Here is a 20,236-nt window from a genome sequence, read left to right as displayed (position 1 = left end):
CTTCTTTAACCCATTTGACTTGTTTTGACATAGCTTTGCAACTCTATTTTTTAGAGCTATGAAAGACAAAAATCTGAAATAAAATCTTTTCCCCTCAGTTAATACTATAAGTTTGTTTGTCATGACGCACGTAAACTGATTTGTTGCACTAGGTGTAGATAATGTGAAAGAAATGGGTGTTTGGATTGTTATCAGATTTGGACACCAACATTATTGGAGTCTTTACTGCAAAGCGAATAGCCTCATAAATCTATCTTTCTTATTGCTTCGTATCTTTATTTACTCACTGAGCCTATTGGTAGAACGGTTTTTCCATGAACTTCGTTTAACACTTCTGCTAGGGCGAGGTAGACTGCACTTAAGCCGCAGATTATACCTTCATATCCTGCTATAGTGCCTATTATTGCGCTACCTGTCAAGTCTCGTGTTGTCAGCAAGAAGAACAGTATAGATAAGCTTAGGAACACAAACTGCAATGCACGATTCGCTTTCAATGTGCCGAAGAACATGACGAAGGTGAAAAGGCCCCACATGAAGAAATACGCTGCCATCGAAGTTGTTGAATGAGTTTCTACTGTAAGGAAGGAAATACTCGGCATGATGATTAACGCCACTAGAGACCACCAGAACAATCCATAAGAACAGAAAGCAGTCGTTCCAAATGTGTTACCCTTACGATACTCCATAATACCCGCGATTATTTGAGCTAAACCACCATATGCGAGGCCCATAGCTAGAATCATGCTGTCTAAAGGGTAGAAGCCAGCGTTGTGAAGATTCAATAGCACCGTTGTCAATCCGAAGCCCAAAAGTCCAAGGGGCGCTGGATTTGCAAATTTTTCATTCAATTATGATACCTCGTGTTGTTATGAAGACGTTAGGCGTTGAATCTGCAGAATATAAACCTTTTCGAAACCGTTAAAAGCACAAGCATGATATCTCATGAAGACCTCGTGGGGTAAGATAAAAAATGGGTTTGCTAATAATAGCGCCAATAGCTGGCTTAGCCTCTATTATTTGTGCGCTATACTTGTACTATTACTTAAGCAAACAAGAAACTGGCTCTTCAAAAATGAAAGAGATTGCAGACGCCATCAAAATTGGTGCTAACGCCTATCTCAGAAGACAGAACATGACGCTGGCAGTCTTCATCTTGATCATGGCATTAGTTCTAGCAATCTTTCTCGGAGCTCATATAGCACTGGCTTACGTTTTCGGAGCACTTTGCACAACATTAGCAAGCTATATTGGTATGGCTGCAGCAGTAAGAGCAAATGTGAAAACTGCGAATGCCGCAAGAAAGGGATTAAATGAGGCATTTCCAACCGCGTTTTTCGGAGGTTCAATAATGGGCTTGTCCATAGTTGGATTGGCTCTTTTGGGACTAGGCGTCCTTTACGCCCTCTGCACATTGATCAGTATAGAGTTCGCGCTTGATAGCATTCTAGGATTTAGCTTCGGAGCAAGTGCCCTCGCCCTTTTCGCGAAAGCTGGCGGAGGCATTTACACAAAAACCGCAGATATAGGCGCAGACTTGGTTGGCAAAGTTGAAATGGGTATCCCTGAAGATGACCCAAGAAACCCTGCTGTAATCGCTGACAATGTAGGCGATAATGTAGGCGATGTCGCAGGTATGGGCGCAGATCTCGTTGACTCTTACATCGCCGCTATTATGGCCGCAATGGTAATAGGCTGGGGAATTGGCGGAGCTTCCAGTGAGATTTTCATGATTCTTCCACTGTTAATTGCCTCAGTAGGAGTTTTGGCGTCCATAATTGGAATTGTTCTAATAAAAATCTGGAGAAAAGATAATCCAGGAGCATCTCTTAACAGAGGAACTTTTTCAACATGTTTCATATTCGTAGGGTTAATGTTCTTGATAATTCATTATTTGGAGCTTGGAGATAGCGGGCTCGGAATATTTTATGCAACACTCTCTGGACTGATTGCAGGAATGGTCATTGGTATTACAACTGACTATTTTACATCAATAGACCGCTCACCCGTCTTGAAGACCGCAGAAGCTGCAAAAACTGGCGCGGCGATAAACATTCTGTCTGGATTCTCATATGGCTTAATGAGCATTGTACCGCCTGTCATTGGTATATGCGTGGCTATTTTGGCATCATGGCATTTTGCTGGTTTATATGGTGTTGCAATGTCAGCTGTTGGAATGTTGTCCATTGTTGGGATTATAATTTCTGCCGATGCTTATGGACCAATAGTGGACAACGCTAAGGGAATCGCTGAACAATCTGGTCTGGAACAGGAAGTTATAGATGTGGCTGATAGGCTTGATGCTGCAGGTAATACTTCCAAGGCCATAACAAAAGGGTTCGCTATAGGTGCTGCGGCCTTGACAGTTCTAGCTCTATTTGCGATGTATGGTGAGATAGTTGAGCGAGTAACAGGCGAGGCATTAGTTATGGAGTTAACAAATCCTACAGTCATAACTGGTCTCTTTATTGGTGCGATGATGCCCCCACTGCTTTCAGCTCTTCTTATCTTGGCTGTGGGGACAAACGCTGACAGAATGATTGAGGAAATTAGAAGACAGTTTAGAGAAATCCCTGGCTTGCTTGAGGGAAAGGCTAAACCTGATTATGCTAAATGCGTTGATATAGCTACAAAAGGTGCCTTGAAAGAGCTTATACTTCCATGTGTGTTGGCAATTGTATCTCCTCTTGCAATAGGATTTATTCTCGGCAAAGAAGCTCTAGGAGGCTTCCTCGGAGGTAGCATAATTACAGGCGTAATCTTCGCGTTGTTTATGGCAAATTCCGGTGGCGCTTGGGACAACGCTAAGAAGTACATTGAAGCCGGAAAACTTGGAGGCAAAGGCTCAGATGCCCATAAGGCCGCAGTTATAGGTGACACTGTTGGCGACCCTTTCAAAGACACTGCAGGGCCATCACTGAATACGATGATAACAGTTATGTCGCTAGTTGCCTCGATTTTCGCTCCTCTGATAGTTGTCTTTTCCTTGTTGTAAGCTATGGAAAAGGTTTAGAGCTTCTAAAAATCTCACAGATTACACGGGAGAAGTTGTCAGTTTGTGTTTGGGGTAGGCAATTCCGGCCTTGGTCTTTCATCCTCGACAAATATGGATCTGAAACTTCTGCGGAATTTTTGTTTCTATAAGGTTGTTGTGCTTCCATTTTGGTTTTTCATTGGATGCCTCTTTGTTCAAGGATATTATGAATTTCTTTGCAAAGGTGAACCCTTTTCCTTTGTGGAAGAGCTAGCAGATCAACGGTTTGTTTCTCCTTTTGGTTTTTCAAGAGTCGCGCCTAAAAGACAACGTATCGTAAATCTTAATAAAACACTTATTTCGAAAATCGACATATATCAATAAGAGACTATCAGCAAAGAATTCAGTGCGTGCACTTTGAGAAAAATCATCTCTCTTCACCACAACTGTTTCAGGCAAATGCCTAATATTCTATTCTAAGCTCTGCACACACAAAACTTTTCTTCAAATACATCCTTCCAGTAAACATACTTGCTGAGGCCACTAATTGAGGAAGACCAAAAAGATCACATTGGAATTACTGAACGAAGAAGAGTACAGACGTGTCATTTGCTATCCAACATGTAAAGCAGAAGAATTAATGCGTCGCCTTAAAGAATTAAAGGAATTAAGAATTGAAGCAATCCAATTTGTAGGACAGAAATACGTCCAGAATATACCTGTCTTGGGAAAAGGCTGCGTAGGCATAGTAGTCATAGCTTATAGAGAAAACAAAAAAGTCGCCCTAAAGATTCGCAGAACAGATGCAGACAGATTAACGATGCAACGTGAGGCGCAAATGCTCAGAAAAGCAAACAAGACAGATGTTGGCCCTCGCCTACTCGGAACCACCAAAAACTTTCTGTTAATGGAATATGTTGAAGGTACATTGCTTCCAGAGTGGATAAAAACGCTTGATGGAAAAAACACAAGAGAAAGGCTCTGCTACATTTTGCGTTTAGTTTTAGAACAGGCTTGGAGATTGGACAAGGCAGGTTTAGATCATGGCGAGCTAAGCCATGCACCAAAGCACATAATTATCAAACAGAATGACTCACCCTGCCTTGTGGATTTCGAGACTGCGAGCATTTCTAGACGTGTCTCGAATGTCACTTCTCTTTGCCAATACCTTTTCATAGGAAGTCTAACTGCAAAGTTGATTCAAAAAGAAATTGTGAATATCAGCGAAGATGAGTTAGTGAATGCTTTGAGAACGTATAAGAAAAATAGAAACAGAAGAAATTTCGATGAAGTTCTCAGGAAATGTAAAGTTTTGAAAGGTACTTCATGCCATATAGAACAGTGTACAAGAAATATAGTAAAGAATAATGAATAATGCGCCTGACTTTCTGTCGACCTTTTCTCTTAGCGAATACTATCCCGAAGATCAAAGACGTTACCGTTTCCCTTTAACATCTTTCATAATCATATACAAGATTGCTAATAATATTTCAGCTATATGCGTAGTTAAAAGGATTAATTTGACATTACCATTGGTGTCAGCAAATAGGTTTATGTTATAGAAAATACTTATATAATATATCTAGATAAGCCATGAAGTTGGATTTTCCGTCAGGGAGAAGGGGATCTCTGGTAATTACAGTGACCATTTTGAGAGCCGCAAGAAAAGGCATATTGAAAACACATTTGCTCAGCTCAGTTTCATTAAGTTTCGAGCAGTTCAACAGATACCTTGGTTTTCTAAAAGCCAAAGGTTTTGTCGAAGAATATGGTAGATTGTATAAAACTACTGAGAAAGGGTTGGAGTTAATTTCGGAATTTGAATCTTCGCCATTAACACGCAGCGTACTAACAACTTAAAACCACGACATTGACACATATCTTCCCTTTTTTTCTAATCCTCCCGACACAGCAGTATTCTGCTTTAATAATGTGGTAGGATATTGGCTATGTCTATTCAATTGTGATAATGATTGACATGACTGAAATATTCTGATTTCAATACTGATGGATAGCGAAATAATCCATTGCATTAACCAAAAATAGTAACATCTTAATACGTTCTAAAACGTCAAAAACGAACGCTTGGTTATTTTGTCTGGTTAAGATATCGTATTCTAAAATGCAGATATATAGAGCTAAATGAGTTCTGCCAATTCTGTCCATTTTCCGACGAAACTAAGCCCCTTTGGAGTTGTAGCATATTTAATTGGGCTATTATGAACTTCCAGTAGCCCTTGTGATTGAAGGTAGGAGAGATACTTCACTAAAACTTTCCATGATAGACTCACACTATACATCACTTTTGTCTTCGCCTGTGGTCGCTTGCATAAACTCAATATTTCTGCCATAATTTGGAGCCTGTTTCTTCTTTTCATTGAAATCCCTCAAGGCTGTTCGAGTGCAATGGAAGTACAAACATAAAAATCTTCTGCAAGCGTCTTGATCTTCCAGGCATGATTACGAACAGTCTCATATTCTTGATTCAAGTCAACAGAGAGGAAAGCCTTAAAATTTGAGATTACACCACAAAGGTTACTGGCTTCACTTGTGGGGTCGTCGTCTAGCTTGGTCTAGGATACCAGCCATTAGGGCTTAGTAATTTTCTATTGTCTTGCATTTTAGTAGGTCTCCATTAAGGCTTAGTATTCTTCTATCTTTTCTATCTTTTGTTTGTTTTGTTAGGATTACTATAAGTTGTTTAGCTGGTTCGTTCTAAGGTTTAGCCCATTGTTACATGGGTTCTTCTTTGGTTTGTGTTTTACTGTCTGCCTTTCTTTCGGGGTTGAAGAAAGGTGTTGTTTTTTATTTTTATTCTTCAGCGTTTCTTTCTTAGCTGTTATGCGTTGTTACGTTGGTTTACCTTAGAATGTTTTTGTGATCTGCTGGATACGTTCTGCTGGAGATTTTTGCACCTCGACCTACTGGGAGAGGCTTTGTTCTATGCAAAAATCCGACGATACCGATGATGATGCTTCAGCGTTCTCTTATCATGTAGAAGGCTGTTACTATCTTGTGATGTTACATAGAGAGGCTCTATGGTAGCCTAATGGTGTTTTCACTGTGGACAGCCCGAATGGCTCATCTTATGGAATCAATTATTGAAATAGCTCAATGGCAATCTGAGAGGCTGATGCGTTTTGCGTCGTGATGTTGCGTCGTCGTTGTTGTCGTCGTCATTAGCGTCTTCAGCGTCAGAAAGAGTCATTTTGTTTTTTCGTCTTTTCAAGAGGACAGATTTAGAGTTGCGTTTTTTGAAGGAACGTCTATTGCACCCGCATAATGTTTTTAGAGTCGGCAATGTGTGTGCGCGCTGGGAATTTACCAGTGTTCGTGGTGAACAATCTCGGTGAGTGGTTTTCTGCTTTTTACTGGGCGCTTTTCTTCGGCTGGGTGGCCTAAGGGAGTCATGGCGACCACGCGAATGTTTGAGGGTAGTTTGAGCGCTTTTCGGATAGCTTTTTCGTCGAAGTCGGCGATCCAGCAAGTTCCCAGACCGAGTTCTGTGGCTGTTAGGATCATGTTCTGCATGGCGATTGCCACGTCTACCATCCAATATTCTTGACCGTCCATTCTCGTCCAAGCTTCCTCGGGAACAGCGCATCCTATGATAATTACGGGTGCAGAGACGAACCATTCTTCGTCATAGGCTACTCTAAGTTTCTCTTTGACTTTCTTGTCGGTTACTACTATGAATCGCCATGGCTGTTTGTTGCTGGCAGAAGGCGCTAATCTACCTGCTTCCAAAATGCGATGGAGTTTCTTCTTCTCCACTGGTTTTTTCTCATACAATCGGATGCTACGTCTCTTCCCTATGATCGTAAAAACTTCCATTTGAATGCACCGAATATCACATGAAGAGTTCAGGTTTATCATTTTTGCTATATGTTCGCGCGCTAACACCAAAGACAGATGAAATCGCCATCAGAAAAAACCATATGTGCGCGCGCTTTTCGAGGTAGAGCGCGGAAAATCTTATACTGAAAGGACACGGTGATAATGTGTTCAGTGAAAGCATGTCTGTTAGAGAGAACGTGTCAAAACAGGAGACGTTGATAGGTAGAAGGGTTTACCTGAGACCTTTTGAAAGAGATGATTTGCCCTACATTCAGAAGTGGTCCAATGACGCTGAACTCAGAAGACTTATAGGTCGAGTTGCACCGATGAGTCGAGCCGAAACTGAGAAATGGTACAAGGAAATGCTTGCTGACAGGGATCGGATGTGGTTTGTGATTGCCCTCAAAAAAGGTGACCGGGTAATAGGGGAAGCTGGATTTTTGAGAATGTTTAGACCTTGGCGAAATACAGACATGACCATCATAATCGGCGAGAAGGACGCTTGGGGAAAAGGATACGGAACTGAGACAGGTCACTTGCTCCTTGACCATGCCTTTAGACGATTGGGCTTTCATAAGATTTCGATAGGGGTGGTCGGTTTCAACAAGAGAGCACTGAAATTTTGGGAAAATCTTGGCTTCAAAAAGGAAGGCGTTGAGAGAGATGAATATTACTACGACAACGAATACAGCGACGGTATCATGATGAGTATTCTGGAAGACGAATATAGAGAATTATTCGAAGCTCACTAACCAAATCCCATAGCGCGCGCGTCATGGAAACCTAGAATTGCAGAACTTCCGAGCTTGTGCGCTGGGCGCGCTAGGGAGGCAAAAGCCTAGTTTGAAGCATTACTAGTTCTTAATATGTGAGCAAAGAGTATGTAGTAAGCAAGATAGGCATAGGCTGAGTTTCTATGAAGTGGGCTGCGAAGAAACGCAAGAAAAGGGAAAGATACTTGAAGAGAATGCACAGGCCACCCAAGAAGAAAAGGCGCGCTAGAACCACTTCCTCCTAGTTTGCCCGCGCTAAAGTTTTAGTGGTAAGTTGTATTCTGTTTGTTGTTGTTTGTTTGATGCGAGCGGAACGGAGTGACGCGAGCATCGGATTAGAATGATTGACTGATATAAAAAAAAAGAGGGTTGTCTTGGTTAAATTGGCGGGCGTAGGCGTGACAACGACTACGCGGTCATTTACGTTTTTTGAATAGTTTGAGTCCATCCATTTCTGTGATGTATTGGAATCCATTTTCTATTAGGTCGGTGGCTTCTTTTACGGTGTTGGCGGTCTTGCATGTGTATTCTTCTTCTTCGTTGAATGTGATTAGTTGTGTGTAGAACATCGTTGTTTCGATTTTCTTGTGTCCTAGTCTCTGTTTTACGAGTAAGATGTCTTTCGTTTTGTCGTATAGTCGTGTTGCGTGGTAGTGTCTTAGGTTTCTAAGTGGGATTGTTTTGAGTTGTGGTTGTTGTAGTGTTTGTGATAGTTTGTTTCTTGCTTTTCTCCATGCTTCGCCCATTGCTCTTGAGTTTGGGAATGGTTGGTTTTGTGTGTAGGTGTGTAGGTAGTGTCTGAGCATGTCGGCGGTCTTTGACTTGAGTTTCAATGCTCTTGAGTTGTGTCCTTTACAACCTTGTGCGCTTATTATTCCTTGTTCGCTGTCTATGTGTTGGCGTGTGGTTGTTGCTAGTTCGTGTCCTTCTAAGCCTGTTTCTTTGAGTATTGTGAAGATTGTTGCGTATTTTCTTGTTGATGCTGATATTATCTTGTCTATGTTTGCGGTGGTTGGTATGATTGGTATTTTTCTTTCCCATTTGTACTTTGGTCTTGTCCATTGGATATTATTGGTTTGGCAGAACCAGTTGTATGCAAAACAGAGTTTTGTTTTGGTGGCGTTGCAGACTGTTGAGTTGGCAAGATAGGTTTTTACTTCCTCAGGGTTTTTGAGGTCTGCGTTTTTGTTGAGTTGCCTTAGGCTGTATGAGATTGAGCGTACGGTGTTTTTGGCTTTTCCTGAGTTTTTGGCTTTTATCAAAGTGTTTATTATCAAGTCGTCGTATTTTGTTGGCTGTTGGGGTCGTCGTCTAGTTAGTGTTTCGTTGGGTATCATGGTGCCCAAACACCTTGAATGGTCTAGGATACCAGCCTGGGGCGCTGGCGGTCCTGGGTTCAAATCCCAGCGACCCCACCATAACCGCTTTTTTCAGAATGTTACCTTTGTAGGTTGACTTGTGAGTCTCTCTAGGATTGTTATCTGTGTTGAGGGGAAGGTTTAATGCAGATTGATACTATTGATGTGCTTCTGTCGAAGCTAGGAGCAGTTAGTTTGGTCTTGCTTGACCCTGTGGTGGCGCTTGTTGCTTCATTCGTCTTTCTAGCAGTTATGTTGTATAAACGTGTGAGTATAGGAGTGACGTTGGTTTCTACCGCAATAATTATGAGCTTTCTTTCAATGGGTCTAGCTGGTGTTTTCAAGGTCTTGGTTGAAACCACTTTTAACCTACTTACAATATCGCTTGTGGCAGTAACATGGGGGATAATGCTGTTGAGCCTTCTTTACAGGGAAACAAAAGCTTTAGAGTCCCTTAGCAGAAGCTTCAGCGGTTTACTTAAAAATCCTAAACTCATAGTAAGTGCACTTCCAGCCATGATAGGGCTTCTTGCAGTGCCAGGAGGAGCTTTGATGTCAGCGCCACTCGTGGAGAAAGAAGCGGAAAAGCTCAAACTGGAAGAAAATAAGAAAGCTTTTGTGAACGTGTGGTTCAGACACGTAATCTTTCCAGTGTACCCGATGAGCCAAGTCATAATACTTGCAGCGACCCTTACACACACGTCGATAACGTCGATAGTTATAAGCCAGATTCCTGTCGCCATTACTATGATAGTAATAGGATATTTTACTGTTCTCAAGAAAGCTACTGTTGCTGAAGACGTGATCTTAAAGACAAAATTTCAGGAGAATCTTAAGAGGTTCTTAATATCATTTTCGCCAATATTGGTGATGATTTTGACTGCTGTAATTTTTGGGGTTGACGTTTCCATCGCGGCATTTATAGGGATAGCCTTGCTGCTCCTCATCACCAGACCTCGCCGATGTATTATTCTTAAAACGGTCTCAAACGTCGCAGTTTACAAGATAACTTTGGCTGCGTACGGCGCCATGTTACTGCGTAACGCCACTATGACTTCTGGAGTATCAGAGGTTCTGGGTCAAACAATTGCTACATGGAACGCGAACGAGGTTTTATTACTATCAGCGGTTCCAGCAGTTCTAGGATTCCTTGTCGGTTCACCTTCTGGAAGTATAGCCATAAGCGTGCCAATACTTGAGGGAATATTGAATTTTACTTCTAGAAGTGCAAGTTTGCTTTATATTTCAGCTTTCCTAGGGTATTTAGCAGCCCCTACTCATCTCTGCCTGGTTTTGACTGCTGATTACTTCAAAATTTCACTAAACAAAGTGTACAAGTTTTTGGTGCCATCATTAGCAATATCGTTTGCTGCGGCTTTACTAGTCTACCATGTAATGTGATGCATTTTCTGAAATTCGCATGTGTATACCTCAAAAAAAATGCTTTTTTCCATTGAGTTTACACATAAATCACGCGAATTGACATGTAAACCTTAAAAACTTATTTACATGTTCGCATTTTCTGAGTGAAGGTTAAATAAAGCAAAACGGAAGATAATGAGGGGCCTAAATGAAACAGCTGATTCACAACGGTGTCCTTATCCCGAAAAAGCCTGAATGGAAAGAACTATACATTACATTGCAGAGTAAACGTGTGAACTTGACGCCAAAGCAGGAGGAAATGGCTGTCGCGTGGGTCAAGAAGCTTAACACGGAATACGTAAAAGACCCTATTTTCGTCAAGAACTTCTTCAAAGACTTTCGCAAAGCATTGGGCATAAAAAATAAGATACCGCCAGAAAACTTCGACTTCTCAGTTATAATCAAACATGTTGAAAAAGAAAAAACCTACAAACTGAGCCTTACAAAAGAGCAAAAAAGGAAATTGGCTGCCAAACGCAAGGCGATTAGAGAGAAAAACAAAGAGAAATATGGCTTTGCCAAAGTGGATGATTTCAAAGTAGAAATCGGTAACTACACTGCTGAGCCCTCAAGCATTTTCATGGGACGAGGAAAACATCCGTTACGAGGACGCTGGAAACATGGTGCGCACAAAAGCGACATAATTCTTAACCTTTCACCAGATGCGCCAAAGCCACTGGGTAACTGGAAAGAAATAGTGTGGAACCCAGATAATATGTGGATAGCCAAGTGGGACGATAAACTTCGAGGTAAAGAGAAATATGTGTGGCTAGCGGATTCATCACCTTTAAAGCAACGGAAAGATATTGAAAAATTCAACAAGGCTATTGAGCTTAGCAAAAAGATAGAAGAGGTCCGAAAACATATAGCAGCTAATCTGGATGCCGAAGACGTTACAAGGCGCAAAATTGCCACTGTGTGTTATCTGATTGATGCTTTGAAATTGCGTGTGGGCGACGAGAAAGAAGCTGATGAAGCGGACACGGTAGGTGCCACAACGCTGAGACCTGAACATGTAAAATTTGGAAAAAACCGTGTGGTAACCTTTGACTTTCTAGGTAAAGACGCGGTTAGGTGGCAAAAGCGAATACGACTACCTGAACAGATCATTAATAATATTCAGGAGTCTATGAAAATTGCCAATTCATCAATTTTTGAAGGAGTAAGGTCAAATAATGTCTCACTTTTTCTCGACGAAGTCGTGACGGGTATTTCAAGCAAAGTTTTCAGAACCTACCACGCCTCCAAAGTAGTGGATGATTTTCTTTATAGTTCGGATGTTTCTAAGCCAGATCCAGATTATGAAAAGAAGCACATTGCTACTATGGCTAATCTTGAAGCTGCCATCATTTGTAATCACAAAAGAAAGCCTAGGAAGAACTGGAAGGAGTCATTGGAAAAGAAGATGGATAGGTTAAATAAATTAAAGGCTAAAGGTACCCCTAGCGCGAAGAAACGAGCTAAGATTCTTCGGTCCAAGATTAAGGCTTTTCGTGAAACAAGAGATTATAATCTTGGGACTTCTTTGAAGAGTTACATTGACCCGCGAATTTATTATCGGTGGGGGAGAAAAGTAGATTTTGATTGGAAGCTTTATTATCCCAAGGCTTTACAAAAGAAGTTTTCATGGGTTGAACGCAAAACGAACTAAATTTTTTTGAAGCGTATAATGTAGACTAGTTGATCTTCGTTCCATTCACCGTGCTTCTCTTTCCAAATTTCCTTAAATTCTTCTAATGAATATCTTCCTTCTGCCTTGGCGTCTTCTTCGTTGAAATACTTTAATCGTTTTCTTTCAACTGAGATGATGCGTAGATCCGTGAAGTGTGGTTCTAATACTGTGGCGTAAACTATTTTGCCGGTTTTTATTTTTGTATCTGGAGGGGCTATTCTTGTGGTTTGAGTTTGCAAGCCTTTTAGAATGGGGTCTCTGTTGGGTGCGGTGAAGGTGAGTTCGCAAGGTTCTTCAATGATCTCTTTGACGATTTCTTCAACAGGTTTTTTTGGTTCTTTGGCAGCTTTTGCAATTACTCGGCGTGCTTTTCTGCCGTGAACTGGTTTGCTGGCGATTTCTTTAGCGACTTCAATTTGCCTTGTTGGTCCCTCGATTTGGCGGGTGATTGTGAGGGCTGTGCTGTAGTCAAGCTTGCCAAGTTCTCGTGGCACGCCTACTTTTTCTGTGGGTGTAATCATTTTTTGGATTTCTGTGGGTGCTTCTGTTAGTTTAAGCCAGTTGTTGATGGTGCCGGAGGAGACGCTGATTTTCTTTCCGATAACTTCTTTCGACGGGTATTTTTCAGGATATTTTTCTAGGAGTTGTTTACAGCAGTTTCCTTTTTCTACAGCATTTAGGTCTTCCCTTTGTATGTTTTCGATAAGGTTCAACTCTATTACTTGCTCATCTGTGAAGTTCCGAATGATTGCAGGAACCCTTCGCAGTCCTGCCTGTTGCGATGCACGATAGCGTCGTTCGCCTACAACAACCTCGTATTTGTCGTCCATAGGTCGGAGTATAAGCGGTTCCAGAAGACCTACTTGTTTAATGCTGTCAGCAAGCTCATTGAGCCTTTCAATGTTCATGTCAAGGCGTGGATTTAGCCTGTTTGGGCGAATTCTGTTTAATTCGATTTGCCTTAGCTCGACCATACGTTGTTCGCCTTTCTCTTCTTTAAGAAGAAGTTGTTCTTAATCTTTTAAACTACATGTGAGCGCGCCGCCTTTGAAGTTCTCTCAATTTTCATTTGGCTCTAAGCAGGCGACTAATAAAAGTCAAATAGGGCATGAATGGTGAAAATGTCACAAATTGCTGCGCGCGTACATAGATATGAGCCTTTTTGCGTCACAGTTTTTGGAGGAAGGAATTGAGCTTTCCATAATGTTTAAATGTTTTATGTGTCAAGCCACTATTTCTTCAAACAAGGAGAAATAACCAGTAATGACCGAAGAAAAAGTCACCGTTGAACAATTACTCGAAAAAGCTAAACGCCCCGCAAAACTGGCCCTAGCTTACCATCCCTTCTACGAAGGTAAAGTTCAAGTCATGCCAAAATGTGCCATCCGCAGCCCGGCTGACTTCGCTATCTGGTACACCCCAGGTGTCGCCGCCAGCTGCCGCAAAATTAAAGAAAATCCATCGGAAGTCTGGACCCAAACCAACCGAGCTAACTATGTAGCTGTAGTCAGCGATGGCACCCGCGTCCTCGGCCTAGGCGATATTGGCCCTAAGGCAGGCATGCCCGTCATGGAAGGCAAAGCATTACTCTTCAAATACCTAGGCGGGGTTGACGCGTTTCCAATTTGCCTCAATACCAAAGACCCCGATGAAATTGTCCATGCTTGTGAGCTTATCGAGCCTACTTTCGGTGGCATAAACCTCGAAGACATTAGCAAACCCAAATGCTTCTATGTACTAGACCAAGCCCGCAAAAAACTCAACATACCCGTTTGGCACGATGACCAACAAGGCACCGCAACAGTCATCCTAGCAGGCTTGCTTAATGCGCTGAAGATCGTAGGCAAAAAACCCTCCGAAGCCCTCATCACCCTCATAGGCGTCGGCTCTGCCAACACTCGTACCGCCTACGTCCTCTTCCGCGCCGGATTCAAACCAGGAAATATTATTCTCGTCGACTCCAAAGGCATCCTCCACCCCGGAAGACCCGACATAGAAAAAATAAAAGAAGAAAACCCGTGGAAATACGATCTAACCCAGAAAACCAACGCAGAAGGCAGAACAGGCGACATGGCAGCAGCCCTCAAAGGCGCAGACGCGATGGTAGCCGCCAGCAAACCAGGCCCAGGCACCATCAAAAAAGAATGGATAAGCCAAATGGCTACAAACAGCATAGTCTTCGCCTGCGCTAACCCCATCCCAGAAATCTGGCCATGGGAAGCAAAAGAAGCAGGCGCACGAATAATAGGCACAGGACGCAGCGACTTCCCCAACCAAATCAACAACAGCCTAGGCTTTCCAGCTATATTCCGCGGCGTCCTAGATGTCAAAGCCACCACAGTAACAGACGACATGTGCGTAGCCGCAGCCAACGAGCTAGCCCAGTTCGCTGAAGAGAGAGGCATAAACGAAAACGACATCGCCCCACGCATGGAAGAATGGGAAGTCTACCCACGGGAGGCAGTTGCCTGCGCCCTACAAAGCATAAAAGAAGGTGTCGCACGTATCAAACCCTCCAAACAAGAACTGTGGGAAAGAGCTGTAGCCATCATCAAGAACGCAAGAGAGTCAACTCACCTCCTAATGAAACATGGACTAATCAAAACGCTGCCGCCAGAAGAGGACATACTAGCTACTGGTCCATAGTTCCTCCCTTCTCTATTTTTTTTAACACTCACATATTTTTGTAACAAGCACACTAGATTCAATTAATTCTCAAATTTATAAATCAATTAAAGATTTCATAAACTTCCAAATCTCGCTCTGTACTCAAAAAGCCGTAAACTAAGGACCATACTATATTATGTGCAATCCAAGCACAAACTACTTCCCTTTAATAACATTACAGAAAATGCTAGATTCGTCAACTTCAATGATAGACGCATTCAACCCAGATTCATCAAACAAACTGGCGAATTGGTCGTTGCTTACAGTAGTGGCCTCAAAACCGTCCGTGCACACAATAGTTCCGTCGCAGGTCTTTTCCTCATCTATCTCTCCTATAAGACCAACTCGTGATTGTTGTCTAAACCATTCCACACGAGCTTCCCATATTTTTGGAGAATAACTAGAAAAGAGAATAACTCCATCGTCTTTTGTCACTCTTACCGATTCGGCGATGAGCCGTTTCTTATTGACCCCAAGTGCAGATATGCCGTTTTGAATACAAAACACAGCATCAAAAATGCATGAACGAAATGACATTTGAGATGCATCCATCAGAAACACGCTATAGTTTTTGTGACTTCTCATATATGACCTTGCTAGTTCTAAGCTTTCCTTGGAAATATCATTTCCAACAATATGTGAAACAAACTGTGATACCGCTTTCATAACTCTACCATAACCACATCCAAGTTCAAGAACCAAATCTGTACCATGAAAGTTAGAAATGACGAATTGGACTTCTGCGTCAAGATACTGTTTAATCCTTGGAGGAGCTATCTCATAACATCTAAGAAGCTTATTAGCTGAAAGCTTCTCTTTGTAATAAGTGCCTTTGCGCATGGACCAATTTAAGGAAAAAATCAAGATTTAAATCCGTTGGCTCCTATTTCAGTGCGTACTATCGAAACTTGTTTTGTCAAAGCAGCGGTGATTTGCATGGAGATTACCATTCTGGAGAAGCCAAAACATAGCTTGGTCAAAGTATTATCAGATTGTTTAGATATTTTTTTGGCTGATAAGACTCTATGAAAATTGGCAAGATTGAGTTCGCTGAGCTTGAGAGGGAGATTTCAGAGACAGGCAAATCTTCCTTAGAATATTTGGCTCCCGACCTTGGAAAAGTCTATGTTGTCGCTATTGCTAGGGATGGGTGCTCAGCATGTGAAAAGCAGAAACCGAAGCTGAACGAATTAGCAACAGAAGTAGCACAAAAGTTTGAAGGCAAAGTAGTTTTCACTCAAATACACACTAAGCACTTGCCTAGTTCAAATGAAGAATCATTGCGAAGCAAAGATATATTTGGTCACTATTTCTATCCTACTAACCTGATTCTGATAAGGACTAGAGACCGCGGAGCGATAGAGCTTTACAGAAACGTTTCACCGGATATGGATGAGCTAAAAAAGAACATTGTCGTTGCTGTTGAAATTACAACAATGATTGAAAAAGAGATCACTTGATATTGAGAGAATGCCTTTGATTGATGGAAGTTTCTAAATGTCCTTAATCTTTATCACACCAACCTTTAGAATTTGAAGTGAAATTGAGGGCTGCCAGCGACAGGCTTTAGAAAAATTTATATTGCTAAGCTGTTTCTGTTGTTCCGCGTAATAAAAGAAAGAAGGTGTATGTAAAATTGTCAGTAGGACTATCAGGAACTCCTGTTTTAATTCTCCGTGAAGGCTCCTCAAGATCAAAAGGAAGAGAAGCTCAACACGCCAACATTATGGCAGCAAAAATCGTCGCAGAAGCCGTAAAATCCTCACTCGGCCCGAAAGGTATGGACAAAATGCTCGTTGACAGTTTCGGCGACGTCACTATAACAAGCGACGGACGCACAATTTTAGACGAAATGGACATACAACATCCAGCAGCCAAAATGATGGTAGAAGTGGCTAAAACCCAAGACAACGAGGTCGGCGACGGCACAACTACAGCCGTAGTCTTCTCAGGCGAGCTCCTATCACTAGCTGAAGACCTCATCAACAAAAGCGTTCATCCCACCGTTATCATAGACGGATACAAAAAGGCAGCTGAAAAAGCTCTAGAAACACTGGAGAAAATCGCTATCAAAGTAGACTCTACAAACAAGAAATTCCTCAAAAAAATAGCCATGACTTCCATGGCAAGCAAACTCGTATCAGAAAGCCGTGACTATCTTGCGGACTTGGCGGTGGACGCTATTCTTTCCGTGGCAGAAAAAACTGGAACAGAATACAAGGTCGACTTGGACGACGTGAAAATCCAGAAGAAGCCGGGCGAATCCATTAGGGGAACCAAGCTCATCAATGGCATCGTAGTTGACAAAGAAATAGTTCACTCAGGAATGCCAAAACTAGTTGAAAAAGCGAAAATAGCGTTGCTTGACACCGCTTTAGAGATTGAGAAAACTGAATTTGACGCAAAAATCAACATTGAAAGCCCCGAACAAATGGAAGCTTTCCTTAAACAAGAAGAAAACATGATAAAAGCAATGGTGAACAAACTCGCGAAAGTAGGCGCAAGTGTGGTCATTTGCCAAAAGGGCATCGACGACTTAGCCCAACATTTCATGGCGAGAAAGAATATTCTAGCGGTGCGGCGGGTCAAAAAGTCAGACATGGAAGGCTTGACTAAAGCCACTGGTGGAAAAATTGTTAGCAACTTAGATAGCATAACCAAGAAAGACCTTGGCTACGCTGCAGTCGTGGAAGAACGCAAGATAGGCGACGATAAAATGACCTTCATTGAAGGATGCAAGCACCCCCACTCGGTAACAATTCTAATACGCGGCGGAACAGAACGCATCGTAGATGAAGCTGAACGCTCAATACACGACGCCCTCTGCGTCATCAGAGACGTAGTGAAAGAACCAAGAATTGTAGCGGGCGGAGGCGCACCAGAACTTGAAGCAGGAAGAATATTGAAAAACTACGCAGAAACCTTACCTGGAAGAGAGCAACTAGCAGTAATGCGTTTTGCAGAAGCATTAGAAGCAATACCGACGACTTTAGCTGAAAACGCAGGACTAGACCCAATAGATATCATATCTGAGTTAAGGGCACGCCACGAAAAGAAGCAGACATGGGCAGGAGTAGACGTTTTCAACGGCAAAGTAGGCGACATGAACAAAGCAGACGTTTACGAACCCCTCGCCGTAAAGAAGCAAATTATAAAATCCGCAACTGAAGCCGCAACAATGATCTTGAAGATCGACGACATCATCGCATCCGGCAAAGCGAAAATGCCTGCTGGACCTCCGGGCGGTCCTGGAGGCATGGGTGGTATGGGTGGTATGGGTGGTATGGGCGGTATGGGCGGGATGCCTCCTGGCGGTGGGGAGTTTTAAGGAGACGTCTTCCCACAATAAAATCCAAATAGGTCCTCCGAAGTTAACACGTTTCGAGAAGGCTCGCATAGTTGGTGCTAGGGCGCTTCAAGTCGCTATGGGTGCCCCCCTCCTTGTAGAGCCTTCCACTCTTTCTAGCCCCATTGATATTGCCCTGAGTGAACTTGAAAGCGGTATGCTTCCCATGACTATTCGCAGAACGTTGCCGGACGGCACGTTTCAAGATATACCGCTTAAATGGCTTCTTCAAGAAAAATAAGCTGCCTTGTTACCCATCTAGCATTTTATTTGCTTCTTTCAATGTTTCAGTAATTCTTTTCCAGTGGGCTCCTTGCCAATAGATTTTTCCACATTTTGGGCATTCCCAAAACTCTTTGTAATAAGTTTTGGTTGAGGGCGGGATTTTGTCGAAGATTTTATCTTTCTTAACAGATTTTATTTTGGCGTTGCATTTAGGGCACCGAGAAGCGTCAGGGTTGAGTTCAAGCTTTAGGTTGAACTGTTTTGAGAGAGCTGCGAGTCGTTCTGCCTCGTTTTTTCCTTTGACGAGAAAAGCTTCTGCATGTTGACTCGTTGCTTGTCGATATAGTTCAACGTCTCGTGTTAAGAGGACGCGTTTTTCTGTTTTTGCAATTTCTACAAGTAATTTATCTTCTATGTTATTAGCATATTCTACATTGTGGCCTAGCATGCGTAGCCATCGTGTTAGCTTGCCCAGCATACCGTTTGTGATAAACTTCAATCCTTCTCACCTTCTCGATTTTACATTATCTTGTTTCCTTCATAAAACACTTCTTTTGACAGAATTATTATCCATGTTTTAGGAATGCTTAGGCTACTTTTAAGTTCCAAGAAGCGTCTAGGTAGAACCGTTGGAGAAGGCTCTCAGGTCATTTATGTCCCATATTAAGATGCGCAGTTCTTGAGGGAACACTTTGCCAGCAAACTGGCTTTTCAGTTCGTCCACAACTTTCTTGTTTATGGCTTCTGGGATTTCCCATTGACTTGAATAGGCTCTTTGGCTCAAATAAGCAAGGCGCTCATCCGCGTTATTAGTATAAGAAGCCACAAACACCGACTTTGAAGGCTTGACTAAGTCTTTCAGTTCCCATTCTCCTTTCCCAAGTCTACGGCTTTCATATCCGTAGTTTCTGAGCAGTCGGTTATAGGTTTCTCTAATCGGGTTTTTAAGCACATAAATTATTGAAACCATAAGTTTTTGAGTAACTCTGCAGATTTCCTGTAGAGCCATTTTCCACTCACTGATTAGATGAAGAATATGTATGCAAACCGTAACGTCGAAAGAGTCGTCTCTAAAAGGAAGAAAGCACACATCACCTTGAAGCAAATCACGTACATCTTTTTCCACCGCCTTGTCTATCATCTTCTTGGCGATGTCCACGCCTACTACCTCAAATCCGTTGTCCTGTAAAGACTTAGAAAATCTTCCAGTTCCAACACCAGCATCCAAAACTGTGTTGTAGCCGTGCAATTCGTCGATCAGTGTTTTGACAAGTTGCTTCATAACTTGCTCGGGAGGACCCCTTGTTTTGTCATAGATTTCTGCCGCCAAGTCAAATGATATTTTCATCTCGAACCACCCAAACATGTGCACGCGTTTAGTAATGGAATTATTGGAGCATCAAAAGCGTAAGAGTACATAAGCAAAAAAGGTATTCGGAGAGACAGTTAAAGCTATTTGAAACGATGTTCACTTATCCGAGGATTGACATCAATAATTGCGAAGGATAGGGATTGAAACAAATAAGAATCCAAACCTTGACCATCGAAAATTACGACACCATAATTGAGCTTTGGAAGCAAGTAGGCTTACCCTTCAAGCCGAAAGGCAGAGACAGCAAACAAATGATGGAGAAGCAGATGAAAGCTTTTCCAGAGTTCTTCATCGGTGCTTTCCACGAAGAAAAGCTTGTAGGAGTTGTGATCGGCAGCTATGAAGGAAGAATGAAGGGATGGATAAACCGCCTAGCAGTAGACCCTGAATATAAGCGGAGAGGAATCGCTCAGCAGCTCATTAACATGGTAGAGAAAACCCTAGAAAAATATGGCGCCGCAATTTTCTGCGCGTTAATTGAAACGCCAAACGAAGAATCACTCAAACTCTTTCAAAGAATGGGATATGTGACTCATCAAGACATTTCATACGTTTCTAAACGGAAAAGCAAAGACATCTGAAAAACCGTATAT

19 protein-coding genes and 1 tRNA gene are annotated in these 20,236 nt (G+C 42.3%); 12 read left to right on the top strand and 8 right to left on the bottom strand.

What is annotated here, in order from left to right; all coding sequences use genetic code 11:
- Positions 1 to 275: 275 nt before the first annotated feature.
- Entirely contained in the window at positions 276 to 848 is a 573-nt protein-coding gene (locus KAU88_02475; GenBank protein MCK4477377.1) for an acetate uptake transporter, read from the bottom strand.
- 122 nt (positions 849 to 970) lie between these two features.
- Here KAU88_02475 and KAU88_02470 point away from each other — a divergent pair, with 122 nt between their 5' ends.
- From KAU88_02470 to KAU88_02460, 3 genes are all read left to right on the top strand, one after another.
- Positions 971 to 2,992 carry a sodium-translocating pyrophosphatase gene (locus KAU88_02470; protein MCK4477376.1) on the top strand — a complete coding sequence of 674 codons (2,022 nt, stop codon included), beginning with the start codon at positions 971 to 973 and terminating at the stop codon, positions 2,990 to 2,992.
- A gap of 526 nt (positions 2,993 to 3,518) precedes the next feature.
- Complete coding sequence (locus KAU88_02465) at positions 3,519 to 4,346, top strand: serine/threonine protein kinase (GenBank protein MCK4477375.1); 828 nt, start codon at positions 3,519 to 3,521, stop codon at positions 4,344 to 4,346.
- 218 nt (positions 4,347 to 4,564) lie between these two features.
- Complete coding sequence (locus tag KAU88_02460; GenBank protein ID MCK4477374.1) at positions 4,565 to 4,831, top strand: hypothetical protein; 267 nt, start codon at positions 4,565 to 4,567, stop codon at positions 4,829 to 4,831.
- A gap of 278 nt (positions 4,832 to 5,109) precedes the next feature.
- Here KAU88_02460 and KAU88_02455 read toward each other — a convergent pair whose 3' ends face one another.
- Together KAU88_02455 and KAU88_02450 are read right to left on the bottom strand one after the other, a co-directional pair.
- Positions 5,110 to 5,349: a hypothetical protein gene (locus tag KAU88_02455; GenBank protein ID MCK4477373.1), complete on the bottom strand. Its 240-nt coding sequence runs from the start codon at positions 5,347 to 5,349 to the stop codon at positions 5,110 to 5,112.
- Between the two features lie 943 nt (positions 5,350 to 6,292).
- Positions 6,293 to 6,805: a nitroreductase family protein gene (locus KAU88_02450; GenBank protein MCK4477372.1), complete on the bottom strand. Its 513-nt coding sequence runs from the start codon at positions 6,803 to 6,805 to the stop codon at positions 6,293 to 6,295.
- A 182-nt stretch (positions 6,806 to 6,987) separates the two neighbouring features.
- Between KAU88_02450 and KAU88_02445 the strand changes: the two genes are divergently transcribed.
- Positions 6,988 to 7,560, top strand: coding sequence for a GNAT family N-acetyltransferase (locus KAU88_02445; GenBank protein MCK4477371.1), 573 nt, complete (start codon positions 6,988 to 6,990; stop codon positions 7,558 to 7,560).
- Positions 7,561 to 7,997: 437 nt separating this feature from the next.
- On the opposite strand, the gene KAU88_02440 is transcribed toward KAU88_02445, so the two are convergent.
- A complete protein-coding gene (locus KAU88_02440; GenBank protein MCK4477370.1) occupies positions 7,998 to 8,918 on the bottom strand; it encodes a tyrosine-type recombinase/integrase in 921 nt (306 codons plus the stop codon).
- Here KAU88_02440 and KAU88_02435 point away from each other — a divergent pair.
- The 3 genes from KAU88_02435 to KAU88_02425 all read left to right on the top strand — a co-directional run bounded on the left by KAU88_02435 (position 8,882) and on the right by KAU88_02425 (position 12,012).
- Positions 8,882 to 8,999: transfer RNA gene (locus KAU88_02435), tRNA-Pro, on the top strand. The two genes, KAU88_02440 and KAU88_02435, sit on opposite strands and share 37 nt — an antisense overlap.
- A gap of 84 nt (positions 9,000 to 9,083) precedes the next feature.
- The gene (locus tag KAU88_02430) at positions 9,084 to 10,340 is read left to right on the top strand and encodes a DUF401 family protein (protein ID MCK4477369.1); all 1,257 of its coding nucleotides are present in this window, start codon (positions 9,084 to 9,086) and stop codon (positions 10,338 to 10,340) included.
- Between the two features lie 169 nt (positions 10,341 to 10,509).
- Positions 10,510 to 12,012 (top strand): DNA topoisomerase I, encoded by a 1,503-nt coding sequence (locus KAU88_02425; protein MCK4477368.1) that lies wholly within the window; start codon positions 10,510 to 10,512, stop codon positions 12,010 to 12,012.
- Here KAU88_02425 and KAU88_02420 read toward each other — a convergent pair.
- Positions 12,009 to 13,007, bottom strand: coding sequence for a ParB/RepB/Spo0J family partition protein (locus KAU88_02420; GenBank protein ID MCK4477367.1), 999 nt, complete (start codon positions 13,005 to 13,007; stop codon positions 12,009 to 12,011). The two genes, KAU88_02425 and KAU88_02420, sit on opposite strands and share 4 nt — an antisense overlap.
- 289 nt (positions 13,008 to 13,296) lie before the next feature.
- Between KAU88_02420 and KAU88_02415 the strand changes: the two genes are divergently transcribed.
- On the top strand, positions 13,297 to 14,679 hold the full coding sequence (locus KAU88_02415) for an NADP-dependent malic enzyme (protein MCK4477366.1): 1,383 nt from the start codon (positions 13,297 to 13,299) through the stop codon (positions 14,677 to 14,679).
- 177 nt (positions 14,680 to 14,856) lie between these two features.
- On the opposite strand, the gene KAU88_02410 is transcribed toward KAU88_02415, so the two are convergent.
- Positions 14,857 to 15,540 (bottom strand): class I SAM-dependent methyltransferase, encoded by a 684-nt coding sequence (locus KAU88_02410; GenBank protein MCK4477365.1) that lies wholly within the window; start codon positions 15,538 to 15,540, stop codon positions 14,857 to 14,859.
- A 185-nt stretch (positions 15,541 to 15,725) separates the two neighbouring features.
- Here KAU88_02410 and KAU88_02405 point away from each other — a divergent pair, with 185 nt between their 5' ends.
- The 3 genes from KAU88_02405 to KAU88_02395 all read left to right on the top strand — a co-directional run bounded on the left by KAU88_02405 (position 15,726) and on the right by KAU88_02395 (position 18,287).
- The gene (locus tag KAU88_02405) at positions 15,726 to 16,160 is read left to right on the top strand and encodes a hypothetical protein (GenBank protein ID MCK4477364.1); all 435 of its coding nucleotides are present in this window, start codon (positions 15,726 to 15,728) and stop codon (positions 16,158 to 16,160) included.
- 176 nt (positions 16,161 to 16,336) lie between these two features.
- A complete protein-coding gene (locus tag KAU88_02400; protein ID MCK4477363.1) occupies positions 16,337 to 18,028 on the top strand; it encodes a TCP-1/cpn60 chaperonin family protein in 1,692 nt (563 codons plus the stop codon).
- A complete protein-coding gene (locus tag KAU88_02395; GenBank protein MCK4477362.1) occupies positions 18,015 to 18,287 on the top strand; it encodes a DNA-directed RNA polymerase subunit K in 273 nt (90 codons plus the stop codon). The genes KAU88_02400 and KAU88_02395 overlap by 14 nt, the downstream gene beginning before the upstream one ends.
- A gap of 9 nt (positions 18,288 to 18,296) precedes the next feature.
- On the opposite strand, the gene KAU88_02390 is transcribed toward KAU88_02395, so the two are convergent.
- Positions 18,297 to 18,770, bottom strand: coding sequence for a Mut7-C RNAse domain-containing protein (locus tag KAU88_02390; GenBank protein ID MCK4477361.1), 474 nt, complete (start codon positions 18,768 to 18,770; stop codon positions 18,297 to 18,299).
- Positions 18,771 to 18,887: 117 nt separating this feature from the next.
- Complete coding sequence (locus tag KAU88_02385; protein MCK4477360.1) at positions 18,888 to 19,619, bottom strand: class I SAM-dependent methyltransferase; 732 nt, start codon at positions 19,617 to 19,619, stop codon at positions 18,888 to 18,890.
- 164 nt (positions 19,620 to 19,783) lie between these two features.
- Between KAU88_02385 and KAU88_02380 the strand changes: the two genes are divergently transcribed.
- On the top strand, positions 19,784 to 20,224 hold the full coding sequence (locus KAU88_02380; GenBank protein MCK4477359.1) for a GNAT family N-acetyltransferase: 441 nt from the start codon (positions 19,784 to 19,786) through the stop codon (positions 20,222 to 20,224).
- Positions 20,225 to 20,236 lie beyond the last annotated feature (12 nt).

The organism is Candidatus Bathyarchaeota archaeon (assembly GCA_023131225.1).
Taxonomy (GTDB): domain Archaea; phylum Thermoproteota; class Bathyarchaeia; order Bathyarchaeales; family SOJC01; genus JAGLZW01.
This window is presented reverse-complemented; position numbering and strand designations above follow the sequence as displayed.